Consider the following 19562-nt stretch of genomic DNA (forward strand, 5'->3'; position numbering starts at 1 on the left):
GGTGAAGTCATATCGTCACCGGCTCCGTCATGGCCGACTCAGCCGCCTGTCCATAGTGGTGCCCTCGCTCTTTCTGCTGATCGCCGTCACGGGCTGTACCGCGACGGACGACGCACCCGAGGCCGCGGTTCCCACGCCGGACGCGAAGGCCGCCGAGCTGTGCCGGGACCTCGACAAGGCCCTGCCGGAGAAGATCGACGGACTGACGCGCAACGACCCCGAGCCGGACTCGGAACTCACCGCTGCCTGGGGAAGCCCCGCGATCATACTGCGCTGCGGCGTGCCGTGGCCCGACGCGGCGGTGAAGGCGGACAGCAACACGGCGACGATCGACGGAGTGGGCTGGGTCGCGGAGGAACTCGACGGCGGCGCGCAGCGGATGACGACGGGCGGCCGCCTCGCCTACGTCGAGGTGACGATTCCCCAGGACGAGGTCGCCAGGAGCGGGGCGGGCTCTTTGGTGGACCTGGCGAAGCCCATCAAGAAGGCGATCCCCGAAGGGATCGCCGACTAGAGAGTCCTTCGGTCGGGGTGACTACCGCAGCCCCGTCGAGCGGCGCAGCGCCGCCTGGATGAGACGGTCCACCAGCTCCGGGTAGCCGACGCCGGTCTCCTGCCACATCCGCGGGTACATGGAGATCGGGGTGAAGCCCGGCAGGGTGTTGATCTCGTTGATGACGAACTCGCCGTCCTCGTCGAGGAAGAAGTCCGCGCGCACCAGGCCCTCGCAGGACATGGCCTCGAAGGCGTCCACGGCGAGCCGGCGCACCTCGGCGGTCTGCTCCTCGCTCAGCGGCGCGGGCACGATCCCGGCGGCGGAGTCGATGTACTTCGCCTCGAAGTCGTAGAACGCGTGGGAGTCGGCCGGCGGGATCTCCGCGGGCACGGAGGCGCGCGGCCCGTCCTCGAACTCCAGGACACCGCACTCGATCTCGCGCCCGACGATGCCCGCCTCGACGATCACCTTCGGGTCGTGCTCGCGGGCGGTCTCGATCGCCTCGTCGAGCCCCTCGAAGGAGTCGACCTTCGTGATGCCGATCGACGAACCCGCGCGCGCGGGCTTGATGAACAGCGGCCAGCCGTGGTCCCCGACGAAGTCGGCGACGCGGCGCCGGGCGCCCTCCTGGTCCCGCTCCCACTCACGCGGCCGGATCACCAGGTACGGGCCGACCTTCAGCCCGAAGGACGTGAAGATCCGCTTCATGTACTCCTTGTCCTGGCCGACGGCAGAGGAGAGCACACCGCAGCCCACGTACGGGGTGCCGGAGAGGTCGAGGAGGCCCTGGATGGTGCCGTCCTCGCCGTACGGTCCGTGCAGCACGGGGAAGACCACGTCGACCTCGCCGAGCACCTTGGGCACGGATCCCGGCTCGTTGTAGACGACTTCGCGGGAGCCGGGGTCGACCGGGAGCACCACGCCGCCCTCGGGCGACTCGGCGAGGTCGGCGACGTCCGGCACCCGGCGGTCGGTGATGGCCATCCGCTCCGGGTCGTCCGCCGTCAGCGCCCAGCGCCCCTCGCGCGTGATGCCGATGGGCAGCACGTCGTACGTGGAGCGGTCGATGGCGCGCAGCACGGCACCCGCCGTGACCACGGACACGCCGTGCTCGGAGCTGCGGCCACCGAAGACGACGGCCACACGCGGCTTGGGCCCACCGGCGGAGGAGGCAGGGCTCTGGGGGAGGTTCTCGCTGCTCATATCGCGTTGAGCGTACCTGCTGGTAGTACGAGAGTCAGCGCCCGCAGAGCCCCGGTCGCACAGTTGTCGTAGACCTGCCGTCGACTCGTCGCTCAGCGTCGTTCCGGCTTGGCGGAGCGCGACATGAGCTCCTTCACCGCGACGACCGGCGACTTGCCCTCGTGGACGATGGCGACGACGGTCTCCGTGATCGGCATGTCGACGCCGTGGCGGCGCGCCAGGTCGAGCACCGACTCGCAGGACTTGACGCCCTCGGCGGTCTGCTTGGTGACCGCGATGGTCTCCTGGAGCGTCATGCCCTTGCCGAGGTTGGTGCCGAAGGTGTGGTTGCGCGAGAGCGGCGAGGAGCAGGTGGCCACCAGGTCGCCGAGGCCCGCGAGCCCGGAGAACGTCAGCGGATCCGCGCCCATGGCGAGCCCCAGCCGGGTCGTCTCCGCGAGCCCGCGCGTGATGAGCGAGCCCTTCGTGTTGTCGCCGAGGCCCATGCCGTCCGCGATGCCGACGGCGAGCCCGATGACGTTCTTGACGGCGCCGCCGAGCTCGCAGCCGACCACGTCGGTGTTGGTGTACGGCCTGAAGTACGGGGTGTGGCTGGCCACTTGGAGGCGCTGGGCCACTTCCTCGTCGCGGCAGGCGACGACCGCGGCGGCGGGCTGCCGGGCGGCGATCTCGCGCGCGAGGTTGGGTCCGGTGACGATCGCGACGCGGTCCTGGCCGACCTTCGTGACGTCCTCGATGACCTCGCTCATGCGCATCGCCGAGCCGAGCTCGACGCCCTTCATGAGCGACACGAGGACGGTGTCGGGGGCGAGCAGCGGCGCCCACTCGGCGAGGTTGCCGCGCAGCGTCTGCGAGGGCACCGCGAGCACCGTGAAGTCGGCGTCCGCCGCGGCCTCGGCCGGGTCGTGGGTGGCCCGCACGTTCTCCGGCAGTTCCACGCCGGGCAGGTAATCGGGGTTCGTGCGCGTGGAGTTGACGGCCTCGGCGAGTTCGGCGCGGCGGGCCCAGAGGGTGACGTCGCAGCCCGCGTCCGCGAGCACCATCGCGAAGGCGGTGCCCCAGGAGCCGGTGCCGAAGACGGCGGCCTTCACGGGTCGGGTCACTTGCTGCTCTCCTCGGTCGTACCGCTCGTACCGCTCGTGGCCGAACTTTCCTTGCCCGCCTGCAACTTGCGGCGCTGCTCGATGCGCGCCTCGCGCGGGTCGTAACGCTTCTGCGGCGCCTTCTCGCCGCGCAGCTCCTCCACCTCGGCGGTGATCGCGGTCATGATGACCTCGGTCGCCTCCTTGAGGAGCTCCGGCGTGATCTCCCGGTCGTAGTACGCGGAGAGGTCGACGGGTTCACCGGCGAGCACATGGTGCGTTTTGCGCGGGAAGAAATGCGGCTTCTTGGAGTACGGCGCGAGCGCTTCGGTGGCACCCCACTGGCCGACCGGAATCACCGGACACTTCGTCTGCAACGCCACTCGAGCGACACCCGTCTTACCGGTCATCGGCCACAGTTGGGGATCGCGCGTGAGCGTTCCTTCGGGATAGAAGGCCACGCACTCACCGCGCTCCACCGCGTCGATCGCGGCACGGAAGGCGCTCAGCGCGTTCGTGGACTCGCGATAGACGGGAATCTGTCCGGTGCCCCGCATCGCGGCGCCCACGAACCCCTTCTTGAAGAGGCCGTGCTTCGCGAGGAAACGCGGCACCCGTCCGGTGTTGTACTGAAAGTGGGCGTAGAGGAACGGGTCCAGATGCGAATTGTGGTTGACCGCGGTGATAAAGCCTCCGTCGGCCGGAATGTTCTCCATTCCGCGCCAGTCCCGCTTGAACAGAACCACCAGCGGTGGTTTGCAGAGGACCGCGGCGAAGCGGTACCAGAAGCCGATTCTGCGGCGGGACACTCGGACACCTTCCTCTAAGGGGGCCTGGGGGCCGCACAAGTGTCGCCCCGACCCACCGGTCTGTCGAGAACACCGTACGCCCGCCCGGACGGCCGCACCTCATGCACAGGTCACAATGGGCGCGTGCAGTGGACCCTGGTGATACCGCTGAAACCGCTGGTGCGGGCCAAGAGCAGGCTGACCCCGACAGCGGGAGACGCCCTGCGCCCAGGTCTCGCCCTGGCGTTCGCCCAGGACACGGTCGCCGCGGCCGGGGCCTGCGCGGCGGTACGGGATGTGGTGGTCGTCACGGACGACCCGCGCGCCGAACGCGAACTGGCGGCGCTCGGCGCCCACGTCGTACCGGACGCCCCGCAGGCGGGCCTCAACGCCGCTCTCGCGCACGGGGCGGCGTCGGTGCGCGCCGCGCGCCCGGCCGCGGCGGTGGCGGCCCTGAACGCGGATCTGCCGGCTCTGCGTCCCCCGGAATTGGCCCGTGTTCTCGCGTCGGCCGCCGCATTTCCCCGCGCTTTTCTGCCCGATGCCGCCGGAATCGGCACCACGCTCTTGTCCGCGGCTCCCGGAACGGAATTGCGCCCCGCATTCGGCGGGGCGTCGCGCGCCCGGCACACCGCGTCCGGCGCCGCGGAACTCCCCCTCGCGGGCGTGGACTCCGTGCGTCAGGACGTCGACACCGGCGAGGACCTGCGCGCGGCCCTGTCCCTGGGCGTCGGCCCGCACACCGCACAGGCCGCGGCGGGGCTCCTGATCCCGGACGCGATCCCGTCCGCGGACCCCCACTGAGTACGCTGCCCGTATGCAGGCCACCGCGTACACGTACGACTCCCAGACCCGTTCCGGCAGCGTCCTCCTGGACGACGGGACCCCGGTCCCCTTCGACGCCGCCGCCTTCGACGCGGGCGGCCTGCGGCTGCTGCGTCCGGGGCAGCGGGTGCGCATCGAGGTCCAGGAGACCCCGGGCGCGGCCGACCCCCGGCGGATCACGCTGGTGACGCTGCAGACGTTCTGAGGCCTGCGCCGGCCGCCCGGAACACCTGCCGGAACACACCGCGGGCCGGTCTCCCCGAAGGGAGCCCGGCCCGACGCGTGAGCAACCAGGTGGCGTACGCCCGAGAAGCGACTTACTTCTTGCGGGCGGTGGCCTTCTTGGCGGTGGTCTTGCGCGCCGTCGACTTCTTGGCGGGAGCCTTCTTGGCCGTGGCCTTCTTGGCGGGCGCCGTCTTCTTCGCGGTGGCCTTCTTGGCGGGGGCGGCCTTCTTGGCGGTGGTGGCGGCCTTCTTGGCGGGAGCCGCCTTCTTGGCCGTGGCGGTCGCCTTCTTCGCCGTGGTCTTCTTCGCCGTGGCCTTCTTGGCCGTGGCGGTGGTCTTCTTCGCCGTGGTCTTCTTCGCTGGCGTGGCCTTCTTCGCGGCGGCCTTCTTGGCGGTGGTCTTCTTGGCCGCGGCCTTCTTGACCGTCGCCGAAGCACCGCCGGTCAGGCTGCCCTTGGGCGCCTTCTTGACCGCGACGTCGTTCTTCGGGAGCTTCTTCGAACCCGCGACGAGGTCCTTGAAGCCCTGGCCCGCGCGGAAACGCGGAACCGAGGTCTTCTTCACCCGGACGCGCTCCCCGGTCTGCGGGTTGCGGGCGTAACGGGCCGGGCGGTCGACCTTCTCGAACGAACCGAAGCCCGTGACCGAGACACGGTCACCGCTGACCACGGAACGGACGATGGCGTCGAGTACGGCGTCGACGGCGTCAGCGGCCTGCTGACGGCCACCGACCTTGTCGGCAATGGCTTCTACGAGCTGCGCCTTGTTCACGTCTTCCCCTTCGGAGACATTGCCGAGCGAATCTCTTTCGCACCGGCTTTTTCGCACGTTAGGCAGATATATACCGCAAATCAAACGCGAAACGGGCTAATCACCCTTGTGCCGCAACGAACTAGGCAGTCTCAGAGTTCCTCTTCAGTGATGGAGCCCTCTTCGAAGTCGTCGAGGTCCGCCATGAATCGCTCCAGACGCCTTGCCGCACCGGCGAGATCGTGTTTGGCCGCGGCCGTCACGGCCAGCAGCTTCCGGGTCAGCGCCATCCGTACGCCCTCCGGGACTTGCAGTGCGCGCACTCGGGAGTGCGCTTCCTTGAGTTGGTTCGCGACCGCCGCGTACAGCTGGAGTTGGCCGTCGTGTTCCATGCACAGATTGTGCCATCTGGGGCGAGTTGTCGCCTCCGCAGGGTGCAACTCCCGCCTCACAGGCCCCTTCTGGAGCCTTGCGCGGCGGGTCCGCCCAGAGCGGCACCGATCCACGCGTACCCCGGGAACACCCCTGTCATTCAAGGGAGTTGAGGGGCCGCGGAGACCGCCCGCGAGGGCCGTCCGAGGGGGGTCGGGGCCCGACACAGAAGTACCCCCAACCGGTGCACGATTGGGGGTACGGGGCCCTGTTGATGTGGCCTGAATAAGCCTTGTCGGGCTGCGGATCCGACGGGGATCCGGCCGGACTCAGACCTGGATGGTCTGCGGCTTGAAGGCCGGGCGCTTCGCCTCGTAGGCGGCGATGTCCGACTCGTTCTTCAGCGTGATGCTGATGTCGTCGAGGCCGTTGAGCAGCCGCCAGCGGGAGTTCTCGTCGAGCTCGAAGGAGGCGGTGACGCCCTCGGCGCGCACTTCGCGCTCCTGGAGGTCGACGGTGATCTCGGCCTGCGGGTCCTTCTCCACCAGCTCCCACAGCTGGTCCACGACCTTCTGGTCGAGAACCACGGTCAGTAGACCGTTCTTCAGGGAGTTGCCGCGGAAGATGTCCGCGAAGCGGGAGGAGATGACGGTCTTGAAGCCGTAGTTCTGCAGCGCCCACACGGCGTGCTCACGGGAGGAGCCGGTGCCGAAGTCGGGGCCGGCCACCAGGACGGTGGCACCCTCGCGCTCGGGCCGGTTGAGCACGAACTCGGAGTCCTTGCGCCAGGCCTCGAACAGTCCGTCCTCGAACCCGTCCCGCGTCACCTTCTTGAGCCAGTGGGCGGGGATGATCTGGTCGGTGTCGACGTTGCTGCGGCGCAGCGGGACGGCCCGGCCGGTGTGCGTGGTGAATGCTTCCATGACTGATCAGACTCCAGCGGCGACAGGGGCGTCGGACAGGTCGGCGGGCGAGGCCAGGTGGCCGAGCACGGCGGTGGCGGCGGCGACCTGGGGCGAGACCAGGTGGGTGCGGCCGCCCTTGCCCTGCCGGCCCTCGAAGTTGCGGTTGGAGGTGGACGCGGAGCGCTCGCCGGGCGCGAGTTGGTCCGGGTTCATGCCCAGGCACATGGAGCAGCCCGCGTACCGCCACTCGGCGCCGGCCTCCTTGAAGACCTTGTCCAGGCCCTCCTCGACGGCCAGCAGGCCCACCCGCGCCGAACCCGGCACGACCAGCATCCGTACGCCGTCGGCGATTTTGCGGCCCTTGAGGATCTCGGCGACGGCCCGCAGGTCCTCCATGCGGCCGTTCGTGCACGAGCCCACGAAGACGGTGTCGACCTTGACCTCGCGCAGCGGCTGCCCGGCGGTCAACCCCATGTACTCCAGGGCCTTTTCGGCGGCGTAGCGCTCCGAAGCGTCTTCGTACGAAGCCGGGTCGGGGATGTTCGCCGAAAGCGGCGCTCCCTGGCCGGGGTTGGTGCCCCAGGTCACGAACGGCGACAGCTCGTCGGCCTTGATGAAGACCTCGGCGTCGAAGACCGCGTCGTCGTCCGTCTTCAGCGTCTTCCAGTACGCGACCGCCTCGTCCCAGTCCGCGCCCTTCGGCGCGTGCGGACGGCCCTCCAGGTAGGCGAAGGTGGTCTCGTCGGGGGCGACCATGCCCGCGCGGGCACCGGCCTCGATGGACATGTTGCAGATGGTCATCCGCGCTTCCATCGACAGCTTCTCGATGGCCGAGCCGCGGTACTCCAGGATGTAGCCCTGGCCGCCACCGGTGCCGATCTTCGCGATGATCGCGAGGATCAGGTCCTTGGCGGTGACGCCCTCGGGCAGCTCGCCCTCGACCGTGATCGCCATGGTCTTCGGGCGGGCCATCGGCAGCGTCTGCGTGGCCAGCACGTGCTCGACCTGGGAGGTGCCGATGCCGAACGCCAGGCCGCCGAAGGCGCCGTGGGTGGAGGTGTGGGAGTCGCCGCACACCACGGTGGTGCCGGGCTGGGTCAGGCCCAGCTGCGGGCCCACCACGTGCACGACGCCCTGCTCGACGTCGCCCAGCGAGTGCAGGCGCACCCCGAACTCGGCGGCGTTCTTGCGCAGCGTCTCCAGCTGCACGCGCGAGACCGGGTCGGCGATCGGCTTGTCGATGTCGAGGGTCGGGGTGTTGTGATCCTCGGTCGCGATGGTGAGGTCGGTGCGCCGCACCCGACGGCCCGCCTGGCGGAGGCCGTCGAAGGCCTGCGGGCTGGTCACCTCGTGCAGCAGGTGCAGATCGATGAAGAGGAGATCGGGCTCGCCCTCGGCGCGCCGGACGACGTGGTCGTCCCAGACCTTCTCCGCGAGTGTCCTACCCATCGCTTTCCCTCCGGCCGGCTTGAGGTGCGCCGGCCCAACTAGAGATTTCGGATCGCCGTCGCCCGTACCCCTCGTACCGGACGCCGGCGGCCGGGCCCGTTTGGTCCACGGGCCGGTGTGACGTACAGGGTGGCAAGTTCCACGGAAAATTGAACTTGCGTTTCACAGAGTGAGACGGGAGTATCGACGCATGGACAACAGTAGCGGCGTCGGCGTTCTGGACAAGGCAGCCCTTGTCCTGGGCGCCCTGGAGTCCGGACCCGCGACCCTCGCAGGCCTTGTCGCGGCCACCGGACTGGCAAGACCCACAGCCCACCGCCTGGCGGTGGCCCTGGAGCACCACCGCATGGTGGCGCGCGACATGCAGGGCCGTTTCATTCTCGGCCCGCGCCTCGCGGAACTCTCGGCGGCGGCCGGCGAGGACCGTCTCCTCGCGACGGCGGGCCCGGTGCTCACGCACCTGCGGGACGTCACGGGCGAGAGCGCCCAGCTCTACCGCCGCCAGGGCGACATGCGCATCTGCGTCGCCGCGGCGGAGCGGCTCTCCGGCCTGCGGGACACAGTTCCGGTGGGCTCGACCCTCACGATGAAGGCGGGTTCGTCCGCGCAGATCCTGATGGCCTGGGAGGAGCCGGAGCGCCTGCACCGCGGCCTCCAGGGCGCCCGCTTCACGGCGACGGCCCTGTCGGGCGTACGGCGCCGCGGCTGGGCCCAGTCGATCGGCGAGCGGGAGCCGGGCGTCGCGTCCGTCTCGGCGCCGGTGCGCGGCCCCTCGAACCGGGTCGTGGCAGCGGTCTCGGTCTCCGGCCCGATCGAGCGTCTGACGCGCCACCCGGGGCGGATGCACGCCCAGGCCGTCATCGACGCCGCGGGGCGCCTCTCCGAGGCCCTGCGCCGCACCGGCTGATCCGGTCGCGCTCAACTCCTTCCGCACCCCTGCCCGTTCCCGGCCGGTCGCTCCAACGCCGCAGCGACCGGCCGGAGTTGTCCCTGCGGAACGTCAACTCCCGCGTCCTGCGCGCACACATGAAGAAGGCCCTTCCCGCATTCGGGAAGGGCCTTCTTCGTTCGCGTACCCCCGACCGGATTCGAACCGGCGCTACCGCCTTGAGAGGGCGGCGTGCTAGGCCGCTACACAACGGGGGCCTTGACCACTTACGTGGTCGAGCTGGTCTACCAGGACTCGAACCTAGAATGACGGTACCAGAAACCGTAGTGTTGCCAATTACACCATAGACCACTGAAGTTCAAGGCCTTGCGACCTGCGAACTCAATGCGTACCCCCGACCGGATTCGAACCGGCGCTACCGCCTTGAGAGGGCGGCGTGCTAGGCCGCTACACAACGGGGGCCCTAGCGATCCTGCATCAGAGTCGGTGGGAGCTACCCAGGCCGTCCCCGCGGGAAGGATCTGTACCCCCGACCGGATTCGAACCGGCGCTACCGCCTTGAGAGGGCGGCGTGCTAGGCCGCTACACAACGGGGGCTTTGTGGATGCCATATCCACGTGTGCAGATGAGCTCTGCGAGCTGGCCTACCAGGACTCGAACCTAGACTAACGGAACCAGAAACCGTCGTGCTGCCAATTACACCATAGGCCACCGAAGCACAACCCCCGAGGGGGATCTTGCTTGGCTTGCGCTTCCGGGTCCCGGGCTTTTCGGCCCGCTCCCCTTGGCGCAGAAAGAACATTACCCGAAGGTGGACTGCGCTCCAAAACGGGTATCCCGAGCCAGCAGTGCGGGCAGTTGATCGAGGCCGGTGATGCGCACGAGCTCGGGCCGGCCGCCGAGTCCCGCGCGGTCCAGCCAGATCCCGCTCAGGCCCGCGTCGACCGCTCCGCGGGCGTCCGTGTCCGGCTGGTCACCGACGTACGCGACCTCGTGGGGCGCGAGGCCCAGCTCCTCGCAGACGGCGTGGAACGCGGCCGCCTCGGGCTTGGCGACACCGAGTTCGGCCGCGCACAGGACGGCCTCGAACCGGTCGCGCACGCCGAGGGCACGCAGCTTGCGGTCCTGGTTGTGCAGCGAGGAGTTGGACAGCACCGCGTGCCGGTAGCCGGCGGCGAGGGCGTCCAGGGCCGGGACGGTGTCCGGGAAGAGGGCCCATGCCGCCTCGTAGTGGGCGAGGTAACGGGCGAACCACCCGTCGGCCTCGTCGTCCGCCATCGCGCCGCCCACGAAGGTGCGCACCCGGTCGCGGCGCTGCCCCTCCCAGTCGCTCTCCCCCGCCTCGAACCGCGCCCAGTGCTGGCGCGTGGCCGCCCGCCACCGCACGAGCGCCTCCTCGACGCTCCCGAAGCCGTCGAGCAGCCCCTCCACGGTGAGGTGCTCGCGCATACCGACGGTGTCGGCGTTCGCGTAGTCGAAGATCGTGTCATCGATGTCCCAGACGATGGCCTTGATGGCGGTGCTGTGCGGCATGTCTCGACCGTAAGCGCGAAAGACCCGGAAGCGGATCGCTTCCGGGTCTTTCGTGCCTGCGCGCGCGTGGTTACGCGGTGAGCTTGGCCAGGGCCGCGTCGATGCGGGCCAGCGCCTTGTCCTTGCCCAGGATCTCCAGGGACTCGAAGAGGGGCAGGCCGATGGTGCGGCCGGTGACGGCGACGCGGACCGGGGCCTGGGCCTTGCCGAGCTTGAGGCCGTGGGCCTCGCCGGCGGCCAGGACGGCCTCCTTGAGGGACTCGGGGGACGCCCAGTCGGCCGCGTCGAGCTTCTCGCGGGCCGTACGCAGGAGGGCGTCGGAGCCTTCCTTCATGGCCTTGTTCCAGCTCGCCTCGTCGAAGACGGGCTCGGCGAGGAAGAGGAAGTCCACGTTGTCCGTGATCTCGGAGAGGACCTTGAGGCGGGTCTGGGCGTGCGGCGCGATGGCCGCCCACTTCGCCTCGTCGAACTCCTCCGGGGCCCACGGCGCGAAGGGGGCCCGCAGCCACGGGGCGCAGCGCTCCGCGAAGTCCTTCGGGTCGAGCAGGCGGATGTGGTCGCCGTTGATCGACTCGCACTTCTTGAGGTCGAAGCGGGCCGGGTTCGGCTGGACGTCCTTGACGTCGAACGCGGCCACCATCTCGTCGATGGAGAAGATGTCGCGGTCGGCGGAGAGGGACCAGCCGAGGAGGGAGAGGTAGTTGAGCAGGCCCTCCGGGAGGAAGCCGCGCTCGCGGTAGAGGTTGAGGCTGCTCTGCGGGTCGCGCTTCGACAGCTTCTTGTTGCCCTCGCCCATGACGTACGGCAGGTGGCCGAACTCGGGGACCAGCTGGGCGATCCCCAGGTCCTTGAGCGCCCAGTAGAGGGCGATCTGGCGCGGGGTGGAGGAGAGCAGGTCCTCGCCGCGCAGGACGTGGGTGATCTCCATCAGCGCGTCGTCGACCGGGTTGACGAGCGTGTAGAGCGGCGCGCCGTTGGCACGGACGATGCCGTAGTCCGGGACGTTCTCCGGCTCGTAGCTGATCTCGCCGCGGACCAGGTCGTTGAACGTGATCTTCGTGTCGGGCATCCGGAAGCGGACGATGGGCTTGCGGCCCTCCGCCTCGTAAGCGGCCTTCTGCTCGGCGGTGAGGTCGCGGCAGTGGCCGTCGTAGCCGGAGGGCTTGCCGGCGGCGCGGGCCGCGTCACGGCGGGCGTCCAGCTCCTCGGTGGAGCAGTAGCAGTAGTAGGCGCGCCCGGCGTCGAGGAGCTTGCGCGCGACGTCCTTGTAGATGTCCATCCGCTGCGACTGCCGGTACGGCGCGTGCGGGCCGCCGACCTCGGGGCCCTCGTCCCAGTCGAAGCCGAGCCAGCGCATCGCGTCGAGGAGCTGCTCGTACGACTCCTCGCTGTCGCGGGCCGCGTCGGTGTCCTCGATGCGGAAGACCAGGGTGCCCTGGTGGTGGCGCGCGAAGGCCCAGTTGAACAGGGCGGTGCGCACCAGGCCCACGTGGGGGTTACCGGTGGGCGAGGGGCAGAAACGGACGCGTACGGGTGCGCTAGCCACGCTTGACAACCTTGTTGGTGAGAGTGCCGATGCCTTCGATGCTGACGGCGACCTCGTCGCCGACGCTGAGCGGGCCGACCCCTTCCGGGGTGCCCGTGAGGATGACGTCGCCGGGGAGCAGCGTCATGGCCTCGGAGATGTTGACGATCAGGTCCTCGATGGATGTGATCATCTGCGACGTGCGGCCGAGCTGGCGCTGCTGGCCGTTGACCGTGCACTGGACCGTGAGGTCGGAGGCCTGCTCCAGGGTGAGGCCGGTCTCGACCCAGGGGCCCAGCGGGCAGGACGTGTCGAAGCCCTTGGCCCGCGCCCACTGCTTCTCGCGCTTCTGCACGTCGCGGGCGGTGACGTCGTTGGCGGCCGTGTAGCCGAAGATGACGTCCTTGACGCGCTCGCGCGGGACCTCGCGGCACAGACGGCCGATGACGACGGCGAGCTCCGCCTCGTGGTGCAGTTCCTCGGAGAAGCCGGGGTACTGGATCTCGGCGTCCGGGCCGATCACCGACGTCGACGGCTTGAAGAAGGCGAAGGGGGTGTCCGGGACCTCGTTGCCCAGTTCCTTCGCGTGCTCCGCGTAGTTGCGGCCGAAGGCGATCACCTTGTTCGGGAGCACCGGGGGCAGCAGCCGGACCTTGTTGAGCGGGACCTTCGTGCCGCTCAGTTCGAAGTCCGTGAACGGGATGCCCTTGATGATGTCGAGGACGAGCTCGTCAGGCTTGTCGCCTTCGACCGCGCCGAAGGCGACGTTCCCGTCGATGGAGAATCTGGCGATGCGCACGGTTTGCTGCGCCCCTTTTTTCTGCGTTGGGCCCGGGTGGGATGTGACCGGACCAGGCTAACGCGGTGGGGCAGGCGCCGTCGCTGTGGTGGTTAGGCCGCCGGGGCGGTCTCCGGCGCGACCATCAGGATGGTGCGCTTGGGGTTGGCCGTGTTGGTGGGGAGCGTCGCCGAGTGTTCCGGGACGGCCGGCGCGGCCTGGATCTCCTCGGCGTCCGCGAGGTGCGCCAGCGTCGTGCGCCGCGGGTTGGCAATGTTCTGGAACATCATCGTCTTCATGGCTGCGCTCTGGAACCTTCTCGGTGAGACGGGGTGCGGAGTGACCACGATACGTCGCGGCGGACCGGTCGGCCGGTCCGAAAATCCCGAACTATCTGGCATACACAGAGCTCCAGCGGCGCTAAACATCCGAATCCCTCCGAAAGTCCGGAAGTTGTGATCATCGGCGTGTGAGTTTGCTCACGGAAGCGCTCGCAAAAGGGGCGGATCGGAACGTGAACCCTCGCGCGCGAAACGGACATTGCATGCCTGAAGTCACCATTCCGCTCCCGATCATGGCGACTGGGACACTCCCGAGTCACACACGGAAAGCACCGCAATGCCCGGTTTAATCTAGATCACTTTCTACGTCTCGTGACCCTGCACTCACACCGCGTCACAGAGACCGCGGGGTACCCCTCGGGCCTTGTTGGAGATCCTGCACTGTGCTGGAATCGCGTGGACCGCCGCAGGTACAGAACCGGCGCGCACGGGCGCATCGCAGCGCCGAACAGTGGCGGTAGGGGGAGCCAGCGCCGGTCACTCACGACCACAGGGGGACGTTTCAGGTCGCCCCCCGAACGACGCCGACACCGCCTTGTCCGCGCATGCGGGCGGGGCGCCTGGTCCAGAGGTTGCGACGCTAGTGCAGGGACGTAAGAACAGGGATGGCAGCGCTGCGGCGGAGCCGGAGCCGCGCGGCGGGACCGGTCCGATAGCCGGCGGCACCCGGCCCCCGCACGCTCAGAACCCGGGACGCACCGCGTCCGTCGACACCTCGGAGGGCGACGGCCGGAGCGGCGCTCCGGGTGCCTCCACGCCGTCCGCGGCGAAGCCCAAGGTGCCCACGGGGCCCGGCTCCCGGATGGCGCTGCGCAACTGGCGCATCTCGACGCGCCTCGTCTCGCTGCTCGCGCTCCCCGTGGTCGCGGCGACCTCGCTGGGCGCGCTGCGCATCGCCGAATCGCTGAACGACATCCAGCAGCTCGACAACATGAAGCTGCTGACCGAGATGACGAAGCAGGCGACCGAGCTGGCGTCGGCGCTCCAGGAGGAGCGCGACCAGGCGGCGGGCCCGCTGTCGAACGGCTCGTCGGCGAGCGACTTCAGCGTCAAGTCGACGCGGGAGAAGACCACCCGCGCCAAGACCTCGTTCCTGCAGAGCACCACGGACATCAAGTCCGACGGCGAGGCCGGCAGCCTCAACGGCGTGCGCGAGCACGCGGTGCAGATCGCCAGCGAGCTGATCCAGCTCGGCAAGATCCGGCAGGAGGCGTACAGCGACCAGTCGAACGCCTCGCAGACCGTCGACGCCTACAGCCGGATCATCAACGAGCTGCTCTCGCTGTCCACGGACATGGCGCAGGCGACCAGCAGCCCGGAGATGATCCAGCGCACGCGCGCGCTGGCGGCCTTCTCCTCCGCCAAGGAGTACGCCTCCGAGCAGCGCGCCATCATCGCGGCCGCCCTGCCGCCCAACAGCTCCCGCTTCGGCAAGCTCACCGAGACCGACCGGCAGTACGGTCTCGCGGCGCTGGAGAACCAGAAGTCGCAGATCCAGTCGTTCAAGGCCGTGTACGGCCCCGTGGACGCGCAGGAGCTGCTGAAGCCGATCGAGGAGAACAACTCCACGATCAAGGCCGCCGACACGTACGCGAACCGCGTGCTGCAGAAGACCGACGGCATCAAGTCCCAGGACAAGCGCTCGTACAAGGACTGGATCGACGCGGACACCACGCGCATCCAGGAGATGTCCAAGATCGAGCTGACGCTGCTCAACCAGATGGAGCAGCAGGCCCGCGAGCTGCGCAACGCCTCCGAGCGTTCGGCGATCATCAACGGTGCGCTGATCCTGCTCGTGCTCGGCGTCTCGCTCGTCGGCGCCTTCGTCGTGGCCCGGTCCATGATCCGCTCGCTGCGCCGCCTCCAGGACACCGCCACCAAGGTCGCCCAGGACCGCCTGCCCGAGCTGGTCAAGGAGCTCTCCGAGGCCGACCCGCAGGACGTCGACACGTCCGTGGAGTCGGTCGGCGTGCACTCGCGCGACGAGATCGGCAAGGTGGCCGCGGCCTTCGACGACGTGCACCGCGAGGCGGTCCGCCTCGCCGCCGAGCAGGCGCTGCTGCGAGGCAACGTCAACGCGATGTTCACCAACCTCTCGCGGCGCTCGCAGGGCCTCATCCAGCGTCAGCTCTCGCTCATCTCCGAGCTGGAGTCCCGCGAGGCCGACCCCGACCAGCTGTCCTCGCTGTTCAAGCTCGACCACCTCGCGACCCGCATGCGCCGCAACGGCGAGAACCTCCTCGTTCTCGCCGGTGAAGAGCCCGGCCGCCGCTGGACCCGGCCCGTTCCGCTCGTCGACGTGCTGCGTGCCGCCGCGTCCGAGGTGGAGCAGTACGAGCGCATCGAACTGGCGGCCGTGCCCGCCACGGAGGTCGCGGGCCGCGTCGTCAACGACCTCGTGCACCTGCTCGCCGAGCTGCTGGAGAACGCGACCTCGTTCTCCTCGCCGCAGACCAAGGTGAAGGTGACCGGTCACGCGCTGCCCGACGGCCGCGTCCTGATCGAGATCCACGACACCGGCATCGGCCTCTCCCCCGAGGACCTCGCCGCGATCAACGAGCGGCTCGCCTCGCCGCCCACCGTGGACGTGTCGGTCTCCCGCCGCATGGGTCTGTTCGTGGTCGGCCGCCTCTCGCAGCGCCACGGCATCCGCATACAGCTGCGCCCCTCCGACTCCGGTGGTACGACCGCGCTGGTCATGCTCCCCGTGGACGTCGCGCAGGGCGGCAGGAAGCCCGGCGGCAAGCCGGGCGGCCCCGGTGGTTCCGGTGGCCCCGCCGCCGCGCAGGCCGCGGCCGGTGTCGCCGCCGCGCGGCGCGGTCAGGCGCCCGGCGGATCCGGCGCTCCGGGCGGTCTCCTCGGTGGCGGCTCCGGCGCGTCCGGTGCCGGGCGGCCGCAGGTCGGTGCCGGTGCGGGTGGTCCGCGCGCGGCGCTGCCCGGACGTCCCGGCGGGCCGCAGGCTCCGGGTGGTCCTTCCGGCCCCGGCCCCATGGCTCCCTCGGGCCCGTCGGCTCCTTCCGCTCAGTCCGGTCCCTCCGGTGCCGACGCGTTCAGCAAGGGGCAGGCCCCCGGCGGTCCCGTTCCGCCGCAGCAGCGCACGCACAGCGACCCGAACGAGCCGCAGGGCCGGCGCCGTCCGGTGCTGCCTCCGCGCGGTGGCCCGCGTGCCGAGCTGCCGGGCGGCAACCCGCAGCCCCGTACGCCGAGTTGGGGCGACGAGAACGCGCAGCCGAACCTCGACGCGCCGCGTCAGCACGACGAGCCGGACTCGACGGCCCGGATGCCGCGCGTCCGCGACGACCGGCAGGGCCCGCCCGCCGGGCAGCCCGGCCAGGGCGGTCGCGGACCGGCGCAGGACTCCGGCCAGTTCGTCCGGTCCGACGTCTTCGGTCCGCGCGGCGGCGACGCCGGCAACCCGGGCACGGGCGGTCCGGCGAACGGGTTCCGGGACGGCGGTCTCACGGGCCGTCAGGACCCGTCCGGCACGGGCCAGTTCGAGCGTCCGCAGGGCGACCCGTCGAACACGGGCCGCCGCCGGCGCCCGCAGGACCCGGGCACCGCCCAGTTCCCGCGCGTGCAGGACCCGTCGGCGACCGGGCAGTACGCCCAGCCGCAGGGCGACCGCTCCGGCACCGGCCGGTACGCGCAGCCCCAGGGCCCCTCGGACACCGGTGGCTTCGACCGCCCGGGGGGCGACCCGTCGGGCACCGCCCAGTTCCCGCGCGTCCAGGACCCCTCGGCCACCGGGCAGTACGCCCAGCCGCAGGGCCTTTCGGACGCCGGTGGCTTCCCGCCCGCGCAGGATCCGTCCTCCGGCCAGTTCCCGCGGTCCCAGGACCCGTCGGGCGCCGGCCAGTACAACCGCTCCCAGAACGACCCGTCGAGCACGGGCCAGTACGCGCAGCCCCAGGGGCGCTCGAACTCCGGCCAGTTCGAGTTCACGCCCCCGAAGCCGCCGCAGCGCAACGGCATGCAGGACCAGGGCATCCCCGAGCAGCCCTCGCAGCAGGACTTCCTGCCGCCGGGCGACGCGTCGGGCGGTGACGGCCGCACGCCGCTGTACGACACGCTGGAGACCAACTGGTTCCACGGCCAGGGCCAGAACGGTCAGGGCCAGGGCCAGAACCAGGGCCAGAACGGTCAGGGCCGGAACCAGGGGACGCAGTCCCCCGGTGGCCGCCTTGAGCAGGGGCTGCCGCAGCGTCCGGGGGCCCAGGCCTCCGCGCCCGCCCGGCCCGCCGCGTCCCCCGACCCGTCCGAGGTCAACTGGCGGCAGTCGCCGAACGACGAGTTGATGCGCCAGGCCGAGCGGGTGCGCAAGCCCGCCGCGGGCGGCGTCACCCACTCCGGTCTGCCCCGCCGTGTGCCGAGGGCGAACCTGGTGGCGGGCACGGCCCAGGAGCAGCAGACTCAGGCCGGACCTCAGGTCTCGCGCGCGCCCGACGACGTGCGCGGTCGGCTGACCAATCTCCGTCGGGGCATCCAGCAGGGGCGGCAGGCCGGCAACACCGGCAGCTACCCCCGCCCCACTCACCAGCAGGAGCGTTAGTTGAGCCAGATGAGCCAGGCGGCACAGAACCTGAACTGGTTGATCACGAACTTCGTGGACAACACACCGGGTGTCTCACACACGGTCGTGGTGTCCGCGGACGGGCTGCTGCTCGCGATGTCCGAGGGGTTCCCGCGGGACCGCGCGGACCAGCTGGCGGCCGTGGCGTCGGGTCTCACCTCGCTCACGGCCGGCGCGTCCCGGATCTTCGAGGGCGGCCCGGTGAACCAGACGGTCGTGGAGATGGAGCGAGGATTCCTCTTCATCATGTCCATCTCGGACGGCTCGTCGCTCGCCGTGCTGGCGCACCCCGACTGCGACATCGGCCTCGTCGGCTACGAGATGGCGCTGATGGTCGACCGGGCGGGCTCCGTGCTCACCCCCGACCTGCGCGCAGAACTCCAGGGCAGCCTGTTGCACTGAGGCGGGTAACGGCCGGTAACCCGGCCGTCCCCGCAGTCTGCTGCATCGGCAGCCCCGGAATCCAGTAAGCGCACGCAATCCGCACATGCGAAGTTCCGCCGTCACAATCCCCCCACCGGCCCACCCTCAGACGGCAGGCCCCCGCACTTGTCGTCCCGCCCGGAGGATCCATGACCCCGCCCACCGACTCCCACGACCCGTACGGCGCGACAGCCCACGCCGGGTACGGTCACGAGGGCGACCAGCCCCTGGTCCGTCCCTACGCGATGACCGGTGGCCGGACCCGGCCGCGCTACCAGCTCGCCATAGAGGCGCTGGTGAGCACGACCGCCGACCCGGCGGCCCTGGTGACGCTGCTGCCCGAGCACCAGCGCATCTGCCACCTGTGCCGCGAGGTGAAGTCGGTCGCCGAGGTCTCGGCGCTGCTCTCGATGCCGCTGGGTGTGGCCCGGATCCTCGTCGCGGACCTGGCCGAGGCCGGGCTCGTCGCCATTCACCAGCCGGGCGGCGACGAGGCCAACGGCGGTGCGCCGGACGTGACTCTGCTCGAAAGGGTGCTCAGTGGACTTCGCAAGCTCTGACGGTTCCGTGGGAACCGCCCGCGCGACGACCTCGGCGAAGATCGTGGTGGCCGGCGGCTTCGGCGTCGGCAAGACGACGTTCGTGGGTGCCGTCTCCGAGATCAACCCGCTGCGCACCGAGGCCGTCATGACCTCCGCCAGCGCCGGGATCGACGACCTGACCCACACCGGTGACAAGACGACCACCACGGTCGCCATGGACTTCGGTCGCATCACGCTCGACGACGACCTGATCCTGTACCTCTTCGGTACGCCGGGCCAGGACCGCTTCTGGTTCATGTGGGACGACCTGGTGCGCGGCGCGATCGGCGCGGTCGTCCTCGTCGACACCCGCCGCCTCGCCGACTGCTTCCCGGCCGTCGACTACTTCGAGAACTCCGGCCTGCCCTTCGTCATCGCCCTCAACGGCTTCGACGGGCACCAGCCGTACGCTCCCGAAGAGGTGCGCGAGGCGCTCCAGATCGGCCCGGACACCCCGATCATCACGACCGACGCCCGGCACCGCGCGGACGCGAAGAGCGGATTGATCACGCTGGTCGAGCACGCGCTCATGGCGCGCCTGAAGTAGCGGGCGCGGCATCCGGCGCGATGATCGGCACCTTTCAGGAGCGGTCGGATCTCGGTCACCAAGTGGCCAGATCCGTACGGCAGTTGCCGTAGCCCCGTCGGCGGCCCCTGTGGCCTTTGACACGCCGGGCCGCGCTGTTCATAACGTTTCGAAAGAGAATTCCCAGGGCACCGACACACGTCGCGCACACCCGGTTCCACTGCGCTCACAAGAGCCCCGCCTTTTGGCGGGGCTCGCTCTTTATGACCGTTTTATCTGGGGTGTGCGTCACGCGGAGGTTC

The 19562-nt window shown here is 70.1% G+C and carries 19 protein-coding genes and 5 tRNA genes; 8 read left to right on the forward strand and 16 right to left on the reverse strand.

The features are described 5' to 3' along the window. Nucleotide 1: 1 nt before the first annotated feature. Nucleotides 2-514 carry a DUF3515 domain-containing protein gene (locus tag ACYBSK_RS29810; RefSeq protein WP_457480347.1) on the forward strand — a complete coding sequence of 171 codons (513 nt, stop codon included), beginning with the start codon at nucleotides 2-4 and terminating at the stop codon, nucleotides 512-514. 21 nt (nucleotides 515-535) lie between these two features. Here the strand turns inward: ACYBSK_RS29810 and ACYBSK_RS29815 are convergent, their stop codons facing one another. From ACYBSK_RS29815 to ACYBSK_RS29825, 3 genes are all read right to left on the reverse strand, one after another. Beyond that, complete coding sequence (locus tag ACYBSK_RS29815; RefSeq protein WP_457480348.1) at nucleotides 536-1699, reverse strand: D-alanine--D-alanine ligase family protein; 1164 nt, start codon at nucleotides 1697-1699, stop codon at nucleotides 536-538. Nucleotides 1700-1791: 92 nt separating this feature from the next. Beyond that, nucleotides 1792-2802, reverse strand: a complete 1011-nt coding sequence (locus ACYBSK_RS29820; protein ID WP_460243986.1) for an NAD(P)H-dependent glycerol-3-phosphate dehydrogenase — start codon at nucleotides 2800-2802, stop codon at nucleotides 1792-1794. Next, nucleotides 2799-3590, reverse strand: coding sequence for a lysophospholipid acyltransferase family protein (locus tag ACYBSK_RS29825; RefSeq protein ID WP_460243987.1), 792 nt, complete (start codon nucleotides 3588-3590; stop codon nucleotides 2799-2801). Before ACYBSK_RS29825 ends, ACYBSK_RS29820 begins: the two co-directional genes overlap by 4 nt. 123 nt (nucleotides 3591-3713) lie before the next feature. On the opposite strand from ACYBSK_RS29825, the gene cofC reads away from it, so the two are divergent. Then, nucleotides 3714-4373, forward strand: coding sequence for a 2-phospho-L-lactate guanylyltransferase (gene cofC / locus ACYBSK_RS29830; RefSeq protein ID WP_457480351.1), 660 nt, complete (start codon nucleotides 3714-3716; stop codon nucleotides 4371-4373). Between the two features lie 13 nt (nucleotides 4374-4386). Beyond that, nucleotides 4387-4599 (forward strand): hypothetical protein, encoded by a 213-nt coding sequence (locus tag ACYBSK_RS29835; RefSeq protein ID WP_460243988.1) that lies wholly within the window; start codon nucleotides 4387-4389, stop codon nucleotides 4597-4599. 112 nt (nucleotides 4600-4711) lie between these two features. Here the strand turns inward: ACYBSK_RS29835 and ACYBSK_RS29840 are convergent, their stop codons facing one another. The 4 genes from ACYBSK_RS29840 to leuC form a co-directional block, all read right to left on the reverse strand. Further along, nucleotides 4712-5389, reverse strand: a complete 678-nt coding sequence (locus ACYBSK_RS29840) for an HU family DNA-binding protein (RefSeq protein WP_457480353.1) — start codon at nucleotides 5387-5389, stop codon at nucleotides 4712-4714. Nucleotides 5390-5520: 131 nt separating this feature from the next. Further along, nucleotides 5521-5760 carry an SCO5555 family protein gene (locus ACYBSK_RS29845; RefSeq protein WP_460243989.1) on the reverse strand — a complete coding sequence of 80 codons (240 nt, stop codon included), beginning with the start codon at nucleotides 5758-5760 and terminating at the stop codon, nucleotides 5521-5523. 309 nt (nucleotides 5761-6069) lie between these two features. After that, nucleotides 6070-6663, reverse strand: coding sequence for a 3-isopropylmalate dehydratase small subunit (gene leuD, locus ACYBSK_RS29850; RefSeq protein WP_460243990.1), 594 nt, complete (start codon nucleotides 6661-6663; stop codon nucleotides 6070-6072). Between the two features lie 6 nt (nucleotides 6664-6669). Further along, nucleotides 6670-8094, reverse strand: a complete 1425-nt coding sequence (gene leuC / locus ACYBSK_RS29855; protein ID WP_457480356.1) for a 3-isopropylmalate dehydratase large subunit — start codon at nucleotides 8092-8094, stop codon at nucleotides 6670-6672. Between the two features lie 190 nt (nucleotides 8095-8284). Between leuC and ndgR the strand changes: the two genes are divergently transcribed. After that, nucleotides 8285-9001 carry an IclR family transcriptional regulator NdgR gene (ndgR, locus tag ACYBSK_RS29860; protein WP_324767461.1) on the forward strand — a complete coding sequence of 239 codons (717 nt, stop codon included), beginning with the start codon at nucleotides 8285-8287 and terminating at the stop codon, nucleotides 8999-9001. A 166-nt stretch (nucleotides 9002-9167) separates the two neighbouring features. Here ndgR and ACYBSK_RS29865 read toward each other — a convergent pair. The 9 genes from ACYBSK_RS29865 to ACYBSK_RS29905 form a co-directional block, all read right to left on the reverse strand. Continuing rightward, nucleotides 9168-9240, reverse strand: a tRNA-Glu gene (locus ACYBSK_RS29865). A gap of 22 nt (nucleotides 9241-9262) precedes the next feature. Further along, nucleotides 9263-9334, reverse strand: a tRNA-Gln gene (locus ACYBSK_RS29870). Between the two features lie 38 nt (nucleotides 9335-9372). After that, a tRNA-Glu gene (locus tag ACYBSK_RS29875) sits at nucleotides 9373-9445 on the reverse strand. A 62-nt stretch (nucleotides 9446-9507) separates the two neighbouring features. Then, nucleotides 9508-9580, reverse strand: a tRNA-Glu gene (locus ACYBSK_RS29880). 42 nt (nucleotides 9581-9622) lie between these two features. Then, a tRNA-Gln gene (locus ACYBSK_RS29885) sits at nucleotides 9623-9694 on the reverse strand. Between the two features lie 90 nt (nucleotides 9695-9784). Continuing rightward, complete coding sequence (locus ACYBSK_RS29890) at nucleotides 9785-10516, reverse strand: HAD family hydrolase (RefSeq protein ID WP_457480357.1); 732 nt, start codon at nucleotides 10514-10516, stop codon at nucleotides 9785-9787. Nucleotides 10517-10586: 70 nt separating this feature from the next. Continuing rightward, a complete protein-coding gene (gltX, locus tag ACYBSK_RS29895) occupies nucleotides 10587-12071 on the reverse strand; it encodes a glutamate--tRNA ligase (protein WP_460243991.1) in 1485 nt (494 codons plus the stop codon). Further along, nucleotides 12055-12840: a fumarylacetoacetate hydrolase family protein gene (locus tag ACYBSK_RS29900; protein ID WP_457480359.1), complete on the reverse strand. Its 786-nt coding sequence runs from the start codon at nucleotides 12838-12840 to the stop codon at nucleotides 12055-12057. The genes gltX and ACYBSK_RS29900 overlap by 17 nt, the downstream gene beginning before the upstream one ends. A 92-nt stretch (nucleotides 12841-12932) precedes the next feature. After that, nucleotides 12933-13106 carry a hypothetical protein gene (locus tag ACYBSK_RS29905; RefSeq protein ID WP_460243992.1) on the reverse strand — a complete coding sequence of 58 codons (174 nt, stop codon included), beginning with the start codon at nucleotides 13104-13106 and terminating at the stop codon, nucleotides 12933-12935. A 637-nt stretch (nucleotides 13107-13743) separates the two neighbouring features. On the opposite strand from ACYBSK_RS29905, the gene ACYBSK_RS29910 reads away from it, so the two are divergent. The 4 genes from ACYBSK_RS29910 (at nucleotide 13744) to ACYBSK_RS29925 (ending at nucleotide 19281) form a co-directional block, all read left to right on the forward strand. Beyond that, nucleotides 13744-17709, forward strand: a complete 3966-nt coding sequence (locus ACYBSK_RS29910) for a nitrate- and nitrite sensing domain-containing protein (RefSeq protein WP_460243993.1) — start codon at nucleotides 13744-13746, stop codon at nucleotides 17707-17709. Between the two features lie 9 nt (nucleotides 17710-17718). Further along, on the forward strand, nucleotides 17719-18132 hold the full coding sequence (locus tag ACYBSK_RS29915) for a roadblock/LC7 domain-containing protein (protein ID WP_306318913.1): 414 nt from the start codon (nucleotides 17719-17721) through the stop codon (nucleotides 18130-18132). A gap of 170 nt (nucleotides 18133-18302) precedes the next feature. Continuing rightward, nucleotides 18303-18713: a DUF742 domain-containing protein gene (locus ACYBSK_RS29920; RefSeq protein ID WP_457480362.1), complete on the forward strand. Its 411-nt coding sequence runs from the start codon at nucleotides 18303-18305 to the stop codon at nucleotides 18711-18713. Beyond that, nucleotides 18694-19281 carry a GTP-binding protein gene (locus tag ACYBSK_RS29925; RefSeq protein ID WP_457480363.1) on the forward strand — a complete coding sequence of 196 codons (588 nt, stop codon included), beginning with the start codon at nucleotides 18694-18696 and terminating at the stop codon, nucleotides 19279-19281. The genes ACYBSK_RS29920 and ACYBSK_RS29925 overlap by 20 nt, the downstream gene beginning before the upstream one ends. Nucleotides 19282-19562 lie beyond the last annotated feature (281 nt).

The sequence above is a fragment of the Streptomyces sp. BYX5S genome (assembly GCF_054724165.1).

Bases quoted from the DNA above. Each gene is read 5' to 3' on its own strand.
- ACYBSK_RS29815 (WP_457480348.1), bottom strand. From the start codon at position 1,699: ATGAGCAGCGAGAACCTCCCCCAGAGCCCTGCCTCCTCCGCCGGTGGG.
- ACYBSK_RS29835 (WP_460243988.1), top strand. From the start codon at position 4,387: ATGCAGGCCACCGCGTACACGTACGACTCCCAGACCCGTTCCGGCAGC.
- ACYBSK_RS29845 (WP_460243989.1), bottom strand. From the start codon at position 5,760: ATGGAACACGACGGCCAACTCCAGCTGTACGCGGCGGTCGCGAACCAA.
- leuD (WP_460243990.1), bottom strand. From the start codon at position 6,663: ATGGAAGCATTCACCACGCACACCGGCCGGGCCGTCCCGCTGCGCCGC.
- leuC (WP_457480356.1), bottom strand. From the start codon at position 8,094: ATGGGTAGGACACTCGCGGAGAAGGTCTGGGACGACCACGTCGTCCGG.
- ndgR (WP_324767461.1), top strand. From the start codon at position 8,285: ATGGACAACAGTAGCGGCGTCGGCGTTCTGGACAAGGCAGCCCTTGTC.
- ACYBSK_RS29890 (WP_457480357.1), bottom strand. From the start codon at position 10,516: ATGCCGCACAGCACCGCCATCAAGGCCATCGTCTGGGACATCGATGAC.
- ACYBSK_RS29905 (WP_460243992.1), bottom strand. From the start codon at position 13,106: ATGTTCCAGAACATTGCCAACCCGCGGCGCACGACGCTGGCGCACCTC.
- ACYBSK_RS29915 (WP_306318913.1), top strand. From the start codon at position 17,719: ATGAGCCAGGCGGCACAGAACCTGAACTGGTTGATCACGAACTTCGTG.
- ACYBSK_RS29920 (WP_457480362.1), top strand. From the start codon at position 18,303: ATGACCCCGCCCACCGACTCCCACGACCCGTACGGCGCGACAGCCCAC.